Genomic DNA, 14,762 nt, shown 5'->3' on the forward strand with positions numbered 1-14,762 from the left:
TTAAACACTGCAATTTAGCTGCTTTTAAGTGCAACTAACCTTAGCTAAAATGTTTAAGAAATTTACTAAGCAGAAAAAAAAGGCAAAAGAAACCCCGTGTTAGCTAGTTGTCACTCTCTAATCCTGCAAATTGGTGTACTATACTGTCTTAAACGACTTATAAGCGCGTTTCAGCTTGTATAGGTAAAAACCCAGAAATGTTGTGAAGACATAAGGTGCACATAGTGCAAAAAATTAAAAATAAGACGCCAACTACGTTGTTTTCTTGCTATTTAATCTGCACAGATGAAGATAACTGAATACCTTCACTATCATGGTAAGGGGGCTGGCGAGGCTTGTCAAGTAAGTTTTTTCGTTTCTATTCCCAAGAAAAGCTCGTCATATGGTTATGCAAGAAGTCTATTATATTTCCTTACCCATTTGCTTAACTTTCTCTCTACTTTTTTTGAATAAGGTCGCTATTGGCATGACACACATTCATCGTAGTCAATATCTGTTTTGTGTTGCAATATTTCACTTTTTTTGAATATGTCATGCGAAACCTTGTCAGCTCTCTGCATTGATTGTGATCTGCAGTAATATAAGCTCTTCAATCCTTTTTTCCAAGCAAGCATGTGTATTTTGTGCAAGTAACGTTTATGTACGTTGGCAGGTAAGAACAGATTTACTGATTGAGATTGACAAATATGCGAAGTTCTATCACTTGCATGTTCTATAATCCATCTTTGGTCAAGCTCGTACGCTGTTTTAAATGTCAATTTTTCATGCTCATTAAGAAAATCTAAGTGCTGAACGGAACCCTCGTTTGTTGAAATTGAAGACCATATTTTATCATTGTCTTGATTTTTTTCTGCTAATAGTTTTTGCAAGAATTTATTTCGCACTACAAATGAGCCTGTAAGTGTCTTTTGTATGAATACGTTTGCTGCATATGGCTCTATTCCAGGAGAGGTATTGCCTGCAATAATGGAGATTGAGGCAGTTGGAGCAATAGCGAGCTTGTGTGTAAACCTTTCCATTAGATCAACTTCTTTGGCATCAGGACATGCCCCCTTTTCCTCTGCTAATTTTTTAGAAACTATATCTGCTTGCTCGCGTAAATACTTAAATATTTTTTTATTCCATTGTTGTGCTGTTACTGATTCAAAAGGAACCATTTTGCTTTGTAAAAATGAGTGAAAGCCCATCACGCCAAAACCAATACTGCGTTCTCTGGCTGCAGAATATTTTGCTCGCTGCATTTCATTCGGTGCTTTATTTATAAAATCTTCCAATACATTATCAAGAAAGCGCATTATATCTTCTATGAAGAGTTTATTGTCTTTCCATTCTTCGTAGTACTCAAGGTTTACGGATGATAGACAACACACAGCAGTGCGTGACTTATTTAGGTGATCATACCCTGTAGTTAAAGTTATTTCACTGCATAGATTTGACATCTTGATGTCTAAGTTGAGCTTTTTGTAAGATTCTGGCTTATTGTTATTTGTTGCATCAAGGAAAATAATGTAAGGTTCTCCAGTTTCAACCCTTGCTGTTAATATTTTGATCCATATATCCCGCGCTTTTACAGTTGAAATAACCTTATTGTTGTGAGGGCTTATTAAATTCCATTCTTGATCATTCTCAACAGCCTGCATAAATTTATCTGTTACTATTACAGCATGATGTATATTTAACGCTTTGCGATTTGGGTCACCGCCTGTTGGCTTGCGCAAATCCAGAAACTCTTCTATCTCTGGATGAGATACAGGAAGATAGACTGCTGAACTTCCTCGCCTTAAGGATCCCTGACTAATTGCGAGCGTTAGAGCATTTTGCACCACAATAAATGGTACAATTCCTGATGTTTTACTATTACCTTTTACACTTTCACCAATTGAACGTAAATTTCCCCAATAACTACCTATGCCTCCTCCACGTGCAGCAAGCCAAACATTTTCATTCCATAAATCAACTATTCCCTGCAAACTGTCTTCGGTTTCATTAAGAAAGCAAGATATAGGCAACCCTCTCTTGGTGGCACCATTGCTGAGTATTGGTGTTGAAGGCATGAACCACAAGTTGCTCATGTAGTCATAAAGACGCTGCGCATGTTCTTTATTATCAGAATAGTAATTAGCAATACGTGCAAAGAGGTCTTGGTAACTTTCATTTTCTATTAAATACCTGTCTGATAGAACTGCTTTTCCAAAATCGGTTAATTTGCTATCCTTTGCGTAATTAATAGTAATGTTATTCATAAAATTCCTTTTTGAGCGATTTTTAAGTTAGGTTTTTCGGATTTTCTTGTTGATGCTGTAGTGCAAACAAGATACCGTCAACCTGACTGCCATATATTTTACAGTAACTTATATAACTTATCTGCATATTTATTTTTTTTGCAACATGTTGAACATAACTTTCTGAGTGACGAAAATAGTCTCCTTTGTTTACAAAGTCAATACCTTCACCTTCCTTTCTTCTTATTAAAGATATAACAACCCCTTTTTTGCTCGTAGATCTTTTTGCTAATTCCAATTCTTCTTGAAAGTCATGTAGATAATGTAGCACTTCAGCAAAGATAATTACATCATACTGCTGGTTTTTCTCTTGTTTAAGAAACTCTTTCATTTCCATATGTATTAATTCATTGTAAACAGGCTTACCTTTTATAAAGCATCCTCTTGCGATATTTAGCATTCTACTTGAAATGTCAATTCCTGTTATGTAGCTTCCAGTACTATTTATTTTCAAGAAATGACCACATATTCCAGTCCCACAACCAAGGTCAAGTATATTGAGCTCAGAAGTAAAGTTGTTGAAGATTTTTGTAATTATCATGTGTACAAGTTCATGCCCTCTATACTGTTTGGCAATCAACCAATGCTCAACAAAATATTCACCTGTGTAATCAAAATATTGTCTTATGAGGTTTTTTGGCAATTCTGCAATAGGCGCTGAGTTTGTCATTTTTTTTATATAGTAAGATGCCTCCTCATGATCACTATCTAATTTTAGTGTCTGTGTTAAATAATTATAAGCTTTGTTAGTATTCCCTACCGCAAAATGACACCTTCCGATGTTATACCAGACTATGGGTAAATGGGGGTAAAATATGCTAATTAACCAAAATCGTAACTTTGCATCTGATATGCTACCTTTATAAAAGTGATATAAACCGATTTCAATGTTGGTGTTTAACAGGTTCTTAGATTTTTTAAGAAGCACTGTCATTTCTTTATGAAGAGTATTATATTTATTCACAATGAAGTGTTTTACTTTCTTAATATTTAATACACCAATGAGCTTAGACATACAATTTAAAGCAACATTTTTTATAAAGGAGAGATTGCTTTTCATACATTAGAAATACTCCGAATGTTCATTATCATTTTTAGGTAATTGATTTTAACACATTTTATCTTACAAAATATCTTTTTCATTAATTTTTACTGTATATATAAGTTTACCGCATATTTCTCAGATTGTACTGTTTAGGATTGCTAGTATATTGTTGTTGATAATATAAGTAAATGTTTTGTGCAAAAAGGCGTTGACATATTATATGTTAGGTTATAACATATAAAAGATTAATTTAGTTTTTAGATGTTTGACAAGTTTTATGGTAGAGATTAATTTAATCTCAATTCAATTTTAATAATATTTAACTCTGCATATTCTGCATATAGTCGGATAAATAAATTATTAAGAGCACTTGATGGATGCCTTGGCGTTAAGAGGCGATGAAGGACGTGGCAGGCTGCGATAAGCTGTGGGGAATTGTCAACAAATTTTGATCCGCAGATTTCCGAATGGGGAAACCCAGCTAGCTTAGCTAGTTATTACATACTAAGTATGTAAAGCAAACTTGGTGAACTGAAATATCTAAGTAGCCAAAGGAAAAGAAATCAACCGAGATTCTGTTAGTAGTGACGAGCGAAAGCGGAAAAGGCTAGTGATTTAAGAATAAGAATTAGAATACTCTGGAAATAGTAACCATAGAAGGTGATAGTCCTGTATAAGTAGAAAGTTTTTAAATCCTTGAGTAGAGCGGGGCACGTGAAATCCTGTTTGAATATGGGGGGACCATCCTCCAAGCCTAAATACTACTTAACGACCGATAGTGAACAAGTACCGTGAGGGAAAGGTGAAAAGAACCCCGGGAGGGGAGTGAAATAGAATCTGAAATCAAGTGCTTACAAACAGTTGGAGCTCTATATCAATTTATTGATATTTAGAGTGACAGCGTACCTTTTGCATAATGGGTCAGCGAGTTAATCTATGAAGCAAGCTTAAGCCGTTAGGTGTAGGCGTAGTGAAAGCAAGTCTGAATAGGGCGTTTTAGTTTTATGGATTAGACCCGAAACCAAGTGATCTAGTCATGACCAGATTGAAGGTGTGGTAAAACACACTGGAAGATCGAACCAGTTAATGTTGCAACATTATTGGATGAGTTGTGATTAGGGGTGAAAGGCCAATCAAACTTGGAAATAGCTGGTTCTCCGCGAAATCTATTTAGGTAGAGCGTTGTATGTATGTTGTTGGGGGTAGAGCACTGGATAGACTAGGGGGATTCACCGTCTTACCAAATCTAACTAAACTCCGAATACCAACAATTAATTATACAGCAGGCACACTACGGGTGCTAAGTCCGTGGTGGAAAGGGAAACAACCCAGATCACTATCTAAGGTCCCAAAATTACAGCTAAGTGGGGAAGGAAGTAGAAAAACCATTACAGCTAGGAGGTTGGCTTGGAAGCAGCCATCCTTTAAAGAAAGCGTAACAGCTCACTTGTCTAAATAAGTTTTTCTGCGCCGAAAATGTACCGGGGCTAAAGCTGTATACCGAAGATGTGAGTGCTTATTGATTTCGATCAATAGGCGCGGTAGCGGAGCGTTCCGTAAGTCTATGAAGGTAGTTTGTGAAAACTGCTGGAGATATCGGAAGTGAGAATGCTGACATAAGTAGCGTAAAAGAGTGTGAAAAACACTCTCACCAAAAATCTAAGGGTTCCTACGTTAAGTTAATCTGCGTAGGGTTAGTCGGTTCCTAAGGCAAGTCCGTAAAGGAGTAGTCGATGGCAATTAGGTTAATATTCCTAAACCTCTTAAGTGTGACGGGTTTTGTATTTGTATAGATCTTATTGGATTGATCTATGCTTAAAAGAAGCTCCAGGAAATAGCACTTATATTTATGAGGCCGTACCGCAAACCGACACTGGTGGATGAGTAGAGTATACTAAGGTGTTGAAAGAATGATGTTGAAGGAACTCGGCAAATTATACCTGTAACTTCGGAAGAAGGGTAACCTGCTTTTAGGCAACTATGAGTAGGTGGCACAAAATAGGGAGTAGCGACTGTTTACTAAAAACACAGGACTCTGCAAACACGTAAGTGGAAGTATAGGGTCTGACGCCTGCCCGGTGCTGGAAGGTTAATAGGAGGGGTGCAAGCTCTAAATTGAAGCCCCAGTAAACGGCGGCCGTAACACTGACGGTCCTAAGGTAGCGAAATTCCTTGTCGGGTAAGTTCCGACCCGCACGAATGGCGTAACGATTTCTCCACTGTCTCCAACATCACTTCAGCGAAATTGAATTCCCCGTGCAGATGCGGGGTACCCGCGGTTAGACGAAGAGACCCCGTGCACCTTTACTATAGCTTTACATTGCTATTAAAAGTGTGATCTGCAGGATAGGTGGGAGACTTTGAAGTTATGGCGCTAGCTATAATGGAGTCAACCTTGAGATACCACCCTTTACACTTTTGATATCTAACTATGTTTCATTATCTGGAACTAGGACATTGTATGGTGGGTAGTTTGACTGGGGCGGTCGCCTCCTAAAAAGTAACGGAGGCGTGCGAAGGTAAGCTAGAGCTGGTCGGAAATCAGCTTGATAGTATAATGGCATAAGCTTGCCTGACTGCGAGGCTGACAAGCCAAGCAGAGACGAAAGTCGGTCATAGTGATCCGGTGATTCTGTATGGAAGGGTCATCGCTCAACGGATAAAAGGTACGCCGGGGATAACAGGCTGATGGTGTTCGAGCGTTCATAGCGACAACACCGTTTGGCACCTCGATGTCGACTCATCACATCCTGGGGCTGAAGAAGGTCCCAAGGGTTCGGCTGTTCGCCGATTAAAGTGATACGTGAGTTGGGTTTAGAACGTCGTGAGACAGTTCGGTTTCTATCTGCCGTGGGTGAAGGAAATTTGAGAAGGTCTGACTCTAGTACGAGAGGACCGAGATGGATATACCTCTGGTGTACCAGCTGTTATGCCAATAGCATCGCTGGGTGGCTATGTATAGATGGGATAATTGCTGAAAGCATATAAGCAAGAAACCCTCTTCAAAAAGATTTCCCAATTAAGGCCGTGGAAGACTACCACGTTGATAGGCTAGGTGTGGAAGCATGGTAACATGTGAAGCTAACTAGTACTAATAGCCTGATTGATTTATTTGCTTTCTATATGTGTGTATGCAGTGTTAAATATTAAGTTAAAATTGTTAAGTTAGAAATTTTTATTGACTTGGTGGCTATAGCAAAAATGAACCACCCGATCTCATCTCGAACTCGGAAGTGAAACTTTTTAGCGCTGATGGTACTTGAAAAGGGAGAGTAAGTCGCCGCCAAGTTTATAAAAATTTCTTTTTATCGCCTTTTAATAATTCTTTTATTAGGAGAAGTCGCTTCTATATTCAAATCTAATAATTGTGGTCTAGGCTTATTCTTATTCTGCTCTAAGTATTGACTTTGCTCAAATGCTAATTCCCATTGTGTACGATAACTAGATTCTTTATATTCATAAAAATCTTCTTCTTTTCTACTCTCTACCATTAAACATCCACACCCGTTAATTTATTTTAAAAATTTTACTTATGCTATCATAAAAAATATAGTTGTAAATACCTTAATTGAGATTTTTTTTATTTTATCTTTTTTAAGCAAATAGTTAGATCTTTTTGTAAGTTTTTATAACTTGCTTGTATAATGTTTCTATGAGTTAGTATTATGTAGTAGTGCCCTATATTGCTTATATTTAAAATGCTAACTTTAGCAAGCATTCGTAATTGCCTTTTTATTTTATTTCTTTTTGCTGCTTTTCCGGCTTTTTTACTGATAGCCAGACCTACTCTAATAGTATGAGTGTACTTTTCAAGCTCTCTTTCTTTTATAGCATACAGTGATATATAAAGCCCACGGTAAAAAAGACTGCTAAATGCTAACTTATTTTTGAAAGCAAAGGAAAAATCTTTTTTTTTATACTTACTATGCGCATAATTTGTTACACCCTAATAAACGGCGCCTATTAAGGATTTTTCTTCCAGCTCTTGTTGCCATACGTGAACGAAATCCATGTCTGCGCTTTCTTATCAAATTTTTTGGTTGAAATGTTCTCTTCATTGTTTTTATATTAATATAATTATTTATTTTAAACTGTTTTACTTTATTGTCAAATGATGGTGAACTTGTATGACATTTTCGTAGAATAAAATTTGATGTATGGGAAAATGAATTCGGTGATAGTCATACCTGTCCTACTAATCCTTTTATTTTGTTTTAGTAGGTTTCAAGAAGTAAATAAGGTTAAATCTTATCTATATCTTAGTTGTGTATGGATGCTAGCTTGGTTGTTAATACTCTATAATAATTGTTTTATAACTTTTATTTCTATAGCGTTACTTTTTTTCATGCTTGCTTTTATCTTTAAAAATAAAAGAAATAAGATAATAAAACTTTCGTTATTTGTGGCTTTGGCCATATCATTTTTTATTACTTTATTTATAATACTATCTATTTTTATTCAATCCATTAATTTTTTTAACAAAGTAGCTATTTCAGAATTCTTGTTTTGCTTGAAATGGGGCCACAATGTAGTCACTATCAATGAAGAGAAGATAGGATGTTTTGGTATAGCGCCGCTTTTGGTGGGTACATTACTTATAACTATTATAGCAATGTTAGTTGTCGTTCCGCTTGGTTTATTTTCTGCAATATATATTAGTGAATATGCGAGTGAGAAAGTGCGTTATATTGTTAATACAACTTTGCAAGTTTTGTCTGCTATTCCTACGGTTGTATATGGATATTTCGCGGTTGTGTTTTTGTCTTTCTTTGTAAAGCAGGTAGCAAATTTTTTTGGTTTAAGTATACACTCAGAAAGTGCCTTAGTTGCCGGTTTATCGATTGGGATAATGATTCTTCCTTTTATTATTTCTTTACTCGAAGATGCCATAAGATCTGTTCCAAAAAGCTTGCGTTATGGCTTCATGGCACTTGGCGCAACTCCAGCGGAAACTATATGGCATATAACAATACCTTATGCAATGCCTACAATTTTAAGTGCAATTTTATTGTCAATTTCAAGAGTGATAGGTGAAACAATGATTGTGCTAATGGCTGTGGGAATCAACGCAAATTTGACTTTTAACCCTCTTAATTCAGTTACTACCATTACCGTGCAGATCGCTACATTGCTTACCGGAGATCAGGATTTCAATAGTGTGCAAACTCTTGCTGCTTATGCGCTTAGCTTAGTATTGTTTGTTATTACTTGGCTGTTAAATGCATTTGCATTGTTTGTAATGAAGCGTAACTAGTAAGCGTTTTAATGTTGCAAAATTTCTATTAATAATATAAGATTTATTTTCTTTAGAAGTTCTTTTATGGAATTATAGTGTTAGGTGATAAAAACAAAGAGATGAATATAGGTAGAGCGATTAAGGTAACTCAAGCAGTTGTTGATATAAAATTTGAAGGTGAATTGCCTAAAATATTTAATGCTTTAAAAAGCAAACTAAAATATAAGGATAAGGAGCTGGTTTTAGAAGTTTCGCAGCATATAGGTGACAATATAGTTCGTTGTATTGCTATGGATAGCACAGATGGCATGTCAAGGGGGGATGAATTTGTTGATACAGGTGCACCAATATCGGTGCCAATAGGGCGTTCAACTTTAGGAAGGATTTTTAATGTTGTTGGAGAGCTTATAGATGAGTGTGGTCCACTGAAGGGAAAATATAACTTAGAGCCTATACACAGAGCACCTCCAAGTTTTACTGAACAGAGAATACAGGGAGAAGTTTTAGTTACGGGAATAAAAGTTATAGATCTTCTTGCACCTTATCTTAAAGGAGGAAAAATTGGCTTATTTGGTGGAGCCGGTGTTGGTAAAACAGTTCTGATAATGGAATTAATTAATAATATAGCAAAAGCTCATAAAGGATTTTCTGTGTTTGCCGGGGTAGGGGAGAGAACGCGTGAAGGTAACGATCTTTATCACGAGATGATCACTTCAAATGTAATAAATATAAATGAGCATGAAAAATCTCAAGCTGTTTTGGTTTATGGTCAGATGAATGAGCCTCCTGGAGCAAGGGCTAGAGTTGCTTTAACAGCACTTACTATGGCAGAGTATTTTCGTGACCGTGAAAACCAAGATGTTTTATTTTTTGTGGATAATATCTTCCGTTTTACACAAGCTGGTTCTGAAATTTCTGCTTTACTTGGAAGAATACCGTCAGCTGTTGGTTATCAGCCAACCCTTGCAACTGATATGGGTGCAATGCAAGAAAGAATAGCTTCAACAACTTCTGGCTCTATTACTTCTGTGCAAGCTATATATGTTCCTGCGGACGATTTAACTGATCCAGCCCCAGCAACTACATTCTCTCATCTTGATGCCACCACAGTGTTGTCAAGGCAAATAGCTGAAATGGGAATATACCCTGCTGTTGATCCACTTGATTCAACTTCTCAGTCTTTATCTGCTGAAATCATTGGTGAAGAACATTATAAGGTAGCTTCTGAGGTGAAACGTATATTGCAAACTTATAAATCACTGCAAGATATTATCGCAATACTTGGTATGGATGAGCTATCTGATGAAGATAAAATTATTGTTGATAGGGCTCGTAAGATTCAGAAATTTCTTTCTCAACCTTTTCACGTTGCAGAAATATTTACTGGTATGCCTGGTAAATTTGTTTCACTTTCTGATACTGTTTCCAGTTTTAAAAAGATTGTTGAAGGTAAATATGATCACTTACCAGAAGCTGCTTTTTATATGGTGGGGAATATAGATGAAGCAATAAAAAAGGCTGAATTAATACAAGCTGAAGCTAAATAAAAGTTAAAGATTATGAATACTTTTAAAATGCAATTTTTCTCTCCTGATGATCAAATTTCATTCAGTGGAGTGGTTTCTCTTTCAGTAACTGGGCTCGAAGGGGAGATTATGATTTTAGCTTACCATGCTCCTTACTTAATTTATTTATTGCCTGGTATGATTACTGTTAAAATGAGTAACCAAACAGAAAAGAAGGTTATAATTGATAGTGGCGTATTAGAAGTTGCAAATAATAATTGTAACATTATAACAAGTCAAATTCAGGTTTTTGATCGTGCAATTCATGATGAGAAATCGTTTAAAAATAAGAGAATTAGTATATATTTAAGTTATCTTGATGAGAAATTTCTTTCTTAGTTATTTTAGGCAAAAAGTCGGTCTTGTCATCCAAGTAGCCCAGTTTTTGTCATCCAAGTGCTTTTTTTTCTGTCATCCAGTATTCTCTTCCCTGTCATTCCAGTGCTCACCTTTGTCATCCCAGTGCTTGACACTGGGATCCAGATATAAAAATATTTGCAAATCATGCAATTGTCAGGGGATTCTAGGAACATATGTTGAAAACAATTTCTATGATGAAATAAGCTGGATTCCAGTGTCACGCACTGGAATGACACCTTGCCTTACTGAACGTTCGTACAGTTCTGTAGCGGACACTGGGATAACACCATTTTTGTACTTTTGCCTTCAAAGATGACAATGTTTTGTAAAGATAGTTTTTTAATAGGAGATTAATATGGAAATTTTTCTTGATAGCGTTGATTTAAATGAAATTAAAGAACAAAAGGAATTCATTGACGGCATAACAACTAATCCTTCTTTAATAGTAAAGTCCGGGCGTAAAGATAAATACGAGGATTTAGTGCGTGAAATATGCTCTATTATCGAGGGGCCTGTTAGTGTTGAAGTTGTTGCAAATAACCATGCAGATATGGTTAAAGAAGGCCTTAAGTTAGCGAAAATCGCTGATAATGTTGTGGTAAAATTGCCCCTTACATATGAAGGATTAATTTCTTGTAAAAAGTTGTGGACAGAGCATAAAATACCTGTTAACATCACATTATGTTTTTCTCCTGGACAAGCACTGCTTGCCGCTAAGGCCGGTGCTTGTTTTATTTCTCCTTTTGTTGGTCGCCTTGATGATATAAGCTATGATGGCTTATCGCTAATAGAAGATATATGTACTATATATTCTAATTACGGTTTTGATACTAAAGTTCTTGTTGCATCAGTGAGAAGCCCAGCGCATGTAATAGAAGCTGCAAGGCTTGGTGCTGATTCAATTACTGTGCCAGCAAAAGTACTTAGACAATTAATCAATCACCCACTTACTGACCAAGGGCTAGCAATATTTGAAAAAGACTGGGGTGCAAAATAATAAACAGTCACTACTCTGAATCGGTTGACAAATTGGACGCTTGATAAGCGTAATTTGGAGCTTCTTGTGTAATGACTATATCATGAGCATGACTCTCTCTTAATCCTGATGCAGTAATAGTAACAAATTTACAATTTTTTTTCATCTCTTCTATATTCCTATTACCAGTATACCCCATTGCAGCTTGCAATCCGCCAATCAACTGATGGATTACTCCTGAAGCTGGACCTTTGAATGGAACTCTTCCTTCCACTCCTTGTGGAACTAATTTGAGTTTTGAATCTTTATCTTGAAAATAACGGCTGGCTGAACCTCGCTTCATTGCACTAATAGATCCCATTCCTCGATAGCCTTTATATGCTCTGCCCTTATACATGATAATCTCACCTGGGCTTTCGTCAGTGCCAGCAAAAATCGAACCAATCATCACAGAGTCAGCACCAGCTGCAATAGCTTTTGCAACATCTCCTGAGTATTTTACCCCACCATCAGCAATTAGTCTGACGTTTCTTGCTCTACACGCTTCTGCAACATTCTTGATTGCAGAGAATTGTGGCACACCAACACCTGTAACTATTCTGGTTGTACAGATTGATCCTGGTCCTATTCCGACCTTCACTGCATCAACACCCGCATCAATTAACGCTTCAGCAGCTTCCTTTGTTGCAATGTTTCCGCCAATTAATTGCGTATTAGGATACATCTTTTTTATTTCCCTAATGGTATTGATAACGTTTTCGGAATGACCGTGAGCAGTATCCACAACAACTACATCAACTTCTTCTCCGATCAAAGCTTCACATCTTTCTATACCATCTTTTTTACCAGTGCCAATTGCAGCGGCAACTCTAAGCCGTCCTTTACTGTCTTTACATGAATTTGGGTGTCTATTGTATTTTTCAATGTCTTTAACCGTAATTAAACCTATACAACAAGAATTTTCATCTACGACCAAAAGCTTTTCTATTCTATTTTCATGCAACAATTTCATTGCTGAGGCACTATTCACTCCCTGCTCCCGCACTGTCACTAACTTATCTTTTGTCATCACTTCGGAAACTTTTACATTCATGTTCTGGTCTTCAATAAACCTCACATCTCGGTTAGTTAAAATTCCAACTAACTTGCGTTGATTGACTACAGGAATGCCAGAATAATTGTGCTCTCTCATTAATGAAATTGCTTCTGCAACTGTTTTATCCGGTGAAATCGTGATTGGGTTATACACGATCCAACTTTCATATTTTTTCACCCTTCTTACTTCTAAAACTTGTTCATCTATTGATAAATTCTTATGTATGCAACCTATCCCTCCATGTTGGGCAATAGCTATTGCAAAGCCCGATTCAGTAACAGTATCCATTGCAGAGGATATGAGAGGGATATTTAGTTCTATATTATTTGTTAAATAAGTTTTTGTATCTGCATCGCGAGGCAATATATTAGAATAGGCTGGCAAAAGAAGTATATCGTCAAACGAATAACAAGCTTCCATTTTTTTCATAGACTTTATTTAAAGCTTATACGCCAATTAATTAAATTGCAATAGGGCTTTTGCAAAATAAGCATTCTACATTATTTGCCAGCAAACAAAACTGCTCAATAGTTAAGTTTTCTGGACGTTCGTTTCCACTCAATTTAACGTTTTCAAGGACAGTTTCAGCGTGGTTCGTTATATTTTGCAAGCTATTTCTCAGCATCTTTCTTCTTTGAGCAAAAACGGCACGTATTAATCTTATTAAGGTTTCCAAATTTACTGCAAACTTTGGGGTAGGCAAAGGATTTACTGTAATTACTGAAGAATGTACTTTTGGCCTTGGAAAAAACTCTTTAGGTTCAATATCAAATTCCTTTTTTATATCACATAGTAACTGGCTTAGCACTGATAAGGAACCATAATCTTTAGAATTGGGTCTTGCCGTAATGCGATCTGCTACCTCTTTTTGAAACATTAATGTCAAACTCGTAAAAAATTTTATATTATTTAACTACTTTAAAAATAACACTACTGAGATATTGTAAGGCAAGTTAGCAATAACTTTAACTGGGCGCTCTATCAGCTCTTCTTCTGTAACATGCAGTGCATCCGCTTCTATAATTCTATACTTTCCTTGATGCTCATTTAGCAGTTGGTCATGGTGTTTCACTAAATCTCTATCTTTTTCTATAGAAAGTAGAGACTTTGGATTATGCACCAATATTTCTCTTGTTAATGCACCATATCCAGGACCAATTTCAATGACATTAAAATTTTCCAGACTACCAGCTAAAGCGACGATTTTTTTTGTTATCTCACTCGATAAAATAAAATTTTGCCCTAGACTCTTTTTTGGCTTCAGTAAAAATTTTCTCATATTATTTTCATTATATAGTATTTTAAAAATCAGTTGACTAAAATCCATTGATAATTGTATATTATTAATGTGTTTATGCCGGCTTAGCTTAATTGGTAGAGCACCTGACTTGTAATCAGGAGGTTGTCAGTTCAAGTCCGACAGTCGGCACTCTCACTAATAAGTAAAGTTGATGTCCTTTTTAATAGTAGCAAATTGGAAAATGAATGGAATGCGTTCTTCATTTGTTGACTTTATAGGCAAACTTAACAACAAGAGCAACGAAATTACCTCTAAATTAGTAATTTGCCCTCCTTTTACATCATTTCCAAGCAGTATAGAGTTGAACAATAATATTAATATAGGAGCACAGACTTGCCATCATAAAAAGTTCGGTTCTTACACAGGTGAAATTAGCGCAGAAATGTTAAAAGAACTAGGGTGTACTTACGTAATACTTGGTCATTCTGAAAGGGCCAATGAAAAAGATAGTGAAATAAAACTTAAGTCGGAAATAGCAATAGAATCAGGCTTACACTCAATTATCTGTGTAGGTGAAAATTTAGAAGATTATAAGAATGAAAAAACAAAAGAAGTAATAGAATATCAATGCAAAAACCGCTTGCCAACACACGGTGAATATACCGTAGCATATGAGCCAATATGGACAATAGGCACAGGTCATATGCCAAATAATGATGCAATTGCTGAGGTGATAGAGGTAATAAAATTGTGTACTGGTAAAAAACACATTATATATGGTGGTTCAGTCAGTTCAGAAAATATAGAAAGTTTGTTAAATATTTCAAATTTATCAGGAGTTTTAATTGGTAGTGCAAGCTTAGATTTCGATCACTTTTATAAAATTATACAACAAGTTGAAAAAAAGTTTTCTCTTATCAATTCTAAAATCAGCAACTAAGAATCCTATGACAAATGACATC

Annotated in this window: 10 protein-coding genes, 1 tRNA gene, 2 rRNA genes and 3 pseudogenes; 9 read left to right on the forward strand and 7 right to left on the reverse strand. The window is 36.0% G+C overall.

Annotated features, from left to right (window positions below):
- Nucleotides 1-458 precede the first annotated feature (458 nt).
- Both OZD70_RS04870 and OZD70_RS04875 read right to left on the reverse strand, forming a co-directional pair.
- Nucleotides 459-2,246 (reverse strand): annotated as a pseudogene (locus OZD70_RS04870) (ribonucleoside-diphosphate reductase subunit alpha); the annotation flags it as partial.
- A gap of 19 nt (nt 2,247-2,265) precedes the next feature.
- Nucleotides 2,266-3,342 carry a methyltransferase domain-containing protein gene (locus OZD70_RS04875; protein ID WP_275021258.1) on the reverse strand — a complete coding sequence of 359 codons (1,077 nt, stop codon included), beginning with the start codon at nt 3,340-3,342 and terminating at the stop codon, nt 2,266-2,268.
- A gap of 335 nt (nt 3,343-3,677) precedes the next feature.
- Here OZD70_RS04875 and OZD70_RS04880 point away from each other — a divergent pair.
- Together OZD70_RS04880 and rrf are read left to right on the forward strand one after the other, a co-directional pair.
- A 23S ribosomal RNA gene (locus OZD70_RS04880) occupies nt 3,678-6,443 on the forward strand.
- A gap of 66 nt (nt 6,444-6,509) precedes the next feature.
- A 5S ribosomal RNA gene (gene rrf / locus OZD70_RS04885) occupies nt 6,510-6,616 on the forward strand.
- 16 nt (nt 6,617-6,632) lie between these two features.
- On the opposite strand, the gene OZD70_RS04890 is transcribed toward rrf, so the two are convergent.
- The 3 genes and pseudogenes from OZD70_RS04890 to rpmH form a co-directional block, all read right to left on the reverse strand.
- On the reverse strand, nt 6,633-6,818 hold the full coding sequence (locus OZD70_RS04890; protein WP_275021260.1) for a hypothetical protein: 186 nt from the start codon (nt 6,816-6,818) through the stop codon (nt 6,633-6,635).
- 89 nt (nt 6,819-6,907) lie between these two features.
- Nucleotides 6,908-7,231: pseudogene (rnpA, locus tag OZD70_RS04895) on the reverse strand (ribonuclease P protein component); the annotation flags it as partial.
- A gap of 19 nt (nt 7,232-7,250) precedes the next feature.
- Entirely contained in the window at nt 7,251-7,385 is a 135-nt protein-coding gene (gene rpmH / locus OZD70_RS04900) for a 50S ribosomal protein L34 (protein ID WP_164224295.1), read from the reverse strand.
- A gap of 107 nt (nt 7,386-7,492) precedes the next feature.
- Between rpmH and pstC the strand changes: the two genes are divergently transcribed.
- The 5 genes from pstC (at nt 7,493) to fsa (ending at nt 11,485) form a co-directional block, all read left to right on the forward strand.
- Entirely contained in the window at nt 7,493-8,581 is a 1,089-nt protein-coding gene (pstC, locus tag OZD70_RS04905) for a phosphate ABC transporter permease subunit PstC (protein ID WP_275021333.1), read from the forward strand.
- A 101-nt stretch (nt 8,582-8,682) separates the two neighbouring features.
- Complete coding sequence (atpD, locus tag OZD70_RS04910; RefSeq protein ID WP_275021334.1) at nt 8,683-10,110, forward strand: F0F1 ATP synthase subunit beta; 1,428 nt, start codon at nt 8,683-8,685, stop codon at nt 10,108-10,110.
- A gap of 12 nt (nt 10,111-10,122) precedes the next feature.
- On the forward strand, nt 10,123-10,467 hold the full coding sequence (locus OZD70_RS04915; protein ID WP_275021261.1) for a F0F1 ATP synthase subunit epsilon: 345 nt from the start codon (nt 10,123-10,125) through the stop codon (nt 10,465-10,467).
- Complete coding sequence (locus tag OZD70_RS04920) at nt 10,448-10,804, forward strand: hypothetical protein (protein ID WP_275021263.1); 357 nt, start codon at nt 10,448-10,450, stop codon at nt 10,802-10,804. Before OZD70_RS04915 ends, OZD70_RS04920 begins: the two co-directional genes overlap by 20 nt.
- Nucleotides 10,805-10,843: 39 nt before the next feature.
- Nucleotides 10,844-11,485, forward strand: a complete 642-nt coding sequence (gene fsa, locus OZD70_RS04925) for a fructose-6-phosphate aldolase (protein WP_275021264.1) — start codon at nt 10,844-10,846, stop codon at nt 11,483-11,485.
- A gap of 10 nt (nt 11,486-11,495) precedes the next feature.
- Here fsa and guaB read toward each other — a convergent pair whose 3' ends face one another.
- Nucleotides 11,496-12,989 carry an IMP dehydrogenase gene (guaB, locus tag OZD70_RS04930; protein ID WP_275021266.1) on the reverse strand — a complete coding sequence of 498 codons (1,494 nt, stop codon included), beginning with the start codon at nt 12,987-12,989 and terminating at the stop codon, nt 11,496-11,498.
- Nucleotides 12,990-13,020: 31 nt separating this feature from the next.
- Nucleotides 13,021-13,839, reverse strand: a pseudogene (gene rsmA / locus OZD70_RS04935) (16S rRNA (adenine(1518)-N(6)/adenine(1519)-N(6))-dimethyltransferase RsmA).
- A gap of 77 nt (nt 13,840-13,916) precedes the next feature.
- Here rsmA and OZD70_RS04940 point away from each other — a divergent pair.
- Nucleotides 13,917-13,989, forward strand: a tRNA-Thr gene (locus OZD70_RS04940).
- Between the two features lie 22 nt (nt 13,990-14,011).
- Entirely contained in the window at nt 14,012-14,740 is a 729-nt protein-coding gene (locus tag OZD70_RS04945) for a triosephosphate isomerase (protein ID WP_275021267.1), read from the forward strand.
- Nucleotides 14,741-14,762: the final 22 nt, after the last annotated feature.

This window comes from Wolbachia endosymbiont of Drosophila tsacasi (assembly GCF_028982115.1).
Taxonomy (GTDB): Bacteria; Pseudomonadota; Alphaproteobacteria; order Rickettsiales; family Anaplasmataceae; genus Wolbachia; species Wolbachia pipientis_B.

Coding starts and splice junctions, on each gene's coding strand:
- OZD70_RS04875 (WP_275021258.1), bottom strand. CDS start 3,342: ATGAAAAGCAATCTCTCCTTTATAAAAAATGTTGCTTTAAATTGTATG.
- OZD70_RS04890 (WP_275021260.1), bottom strand. CDS start 6,818: ATGGTAGAGAGTAGAAAAGAAGAAGATTTTTATGAATATAAAGAATCT.
- rpmH (WP_164224295.1), bottom strand. CDS start 7,385: ATGAAGAGAACATTTCAACCAAAAAATTTGATAAGAAAGCGCAGACAT.
- pstC (WP_275021333.1), top strand. CDS start 7,493: ATGAATTCGGTGATAGTCATACCTGTCCTACTAATCCTTTTATTTTGT.
- atpD (WP_275021334.1), top strand. CDS start 8,683: ATGAATATAGGTAGAGCGATTAAGGTAACTCAAGCAGTTGTTGATATA.
- OZD70_RS04915 (WP_275021261.1), top strand. CDS start 10,123: ATGAATACTTTTAAAATGCAATTTTTCTCTCCTGATGATCAAATTTCA.
- OZD70_RS04920 (WP_275021263.1), top strand. CDS start 10,448: ATGAGAAATTTCTTTCTTAGTTATTTTAGGCAAAAAGTCGGTCTTGTC.
- fsa (WP_275021264.1), top strand. CDS start 10,844: ATGGAAATTTTTCTTGATAGCGTTGATTTAAATGAAATTAAAGAACAA.
- guaB (WP_275021266.1), bottom strand. CDS start 12,989: ATGAAAAAAATGGAAGCTTGTTATTCGTTTGACGATATACTTCTTTTG.
- OZD70_RS04945 (WP_275021267.1), top strand. CDS start 14,012: ATGTCCTTTTTAATAGTAGCAAATTGGAAAATGAATGGAATGCGTTCT.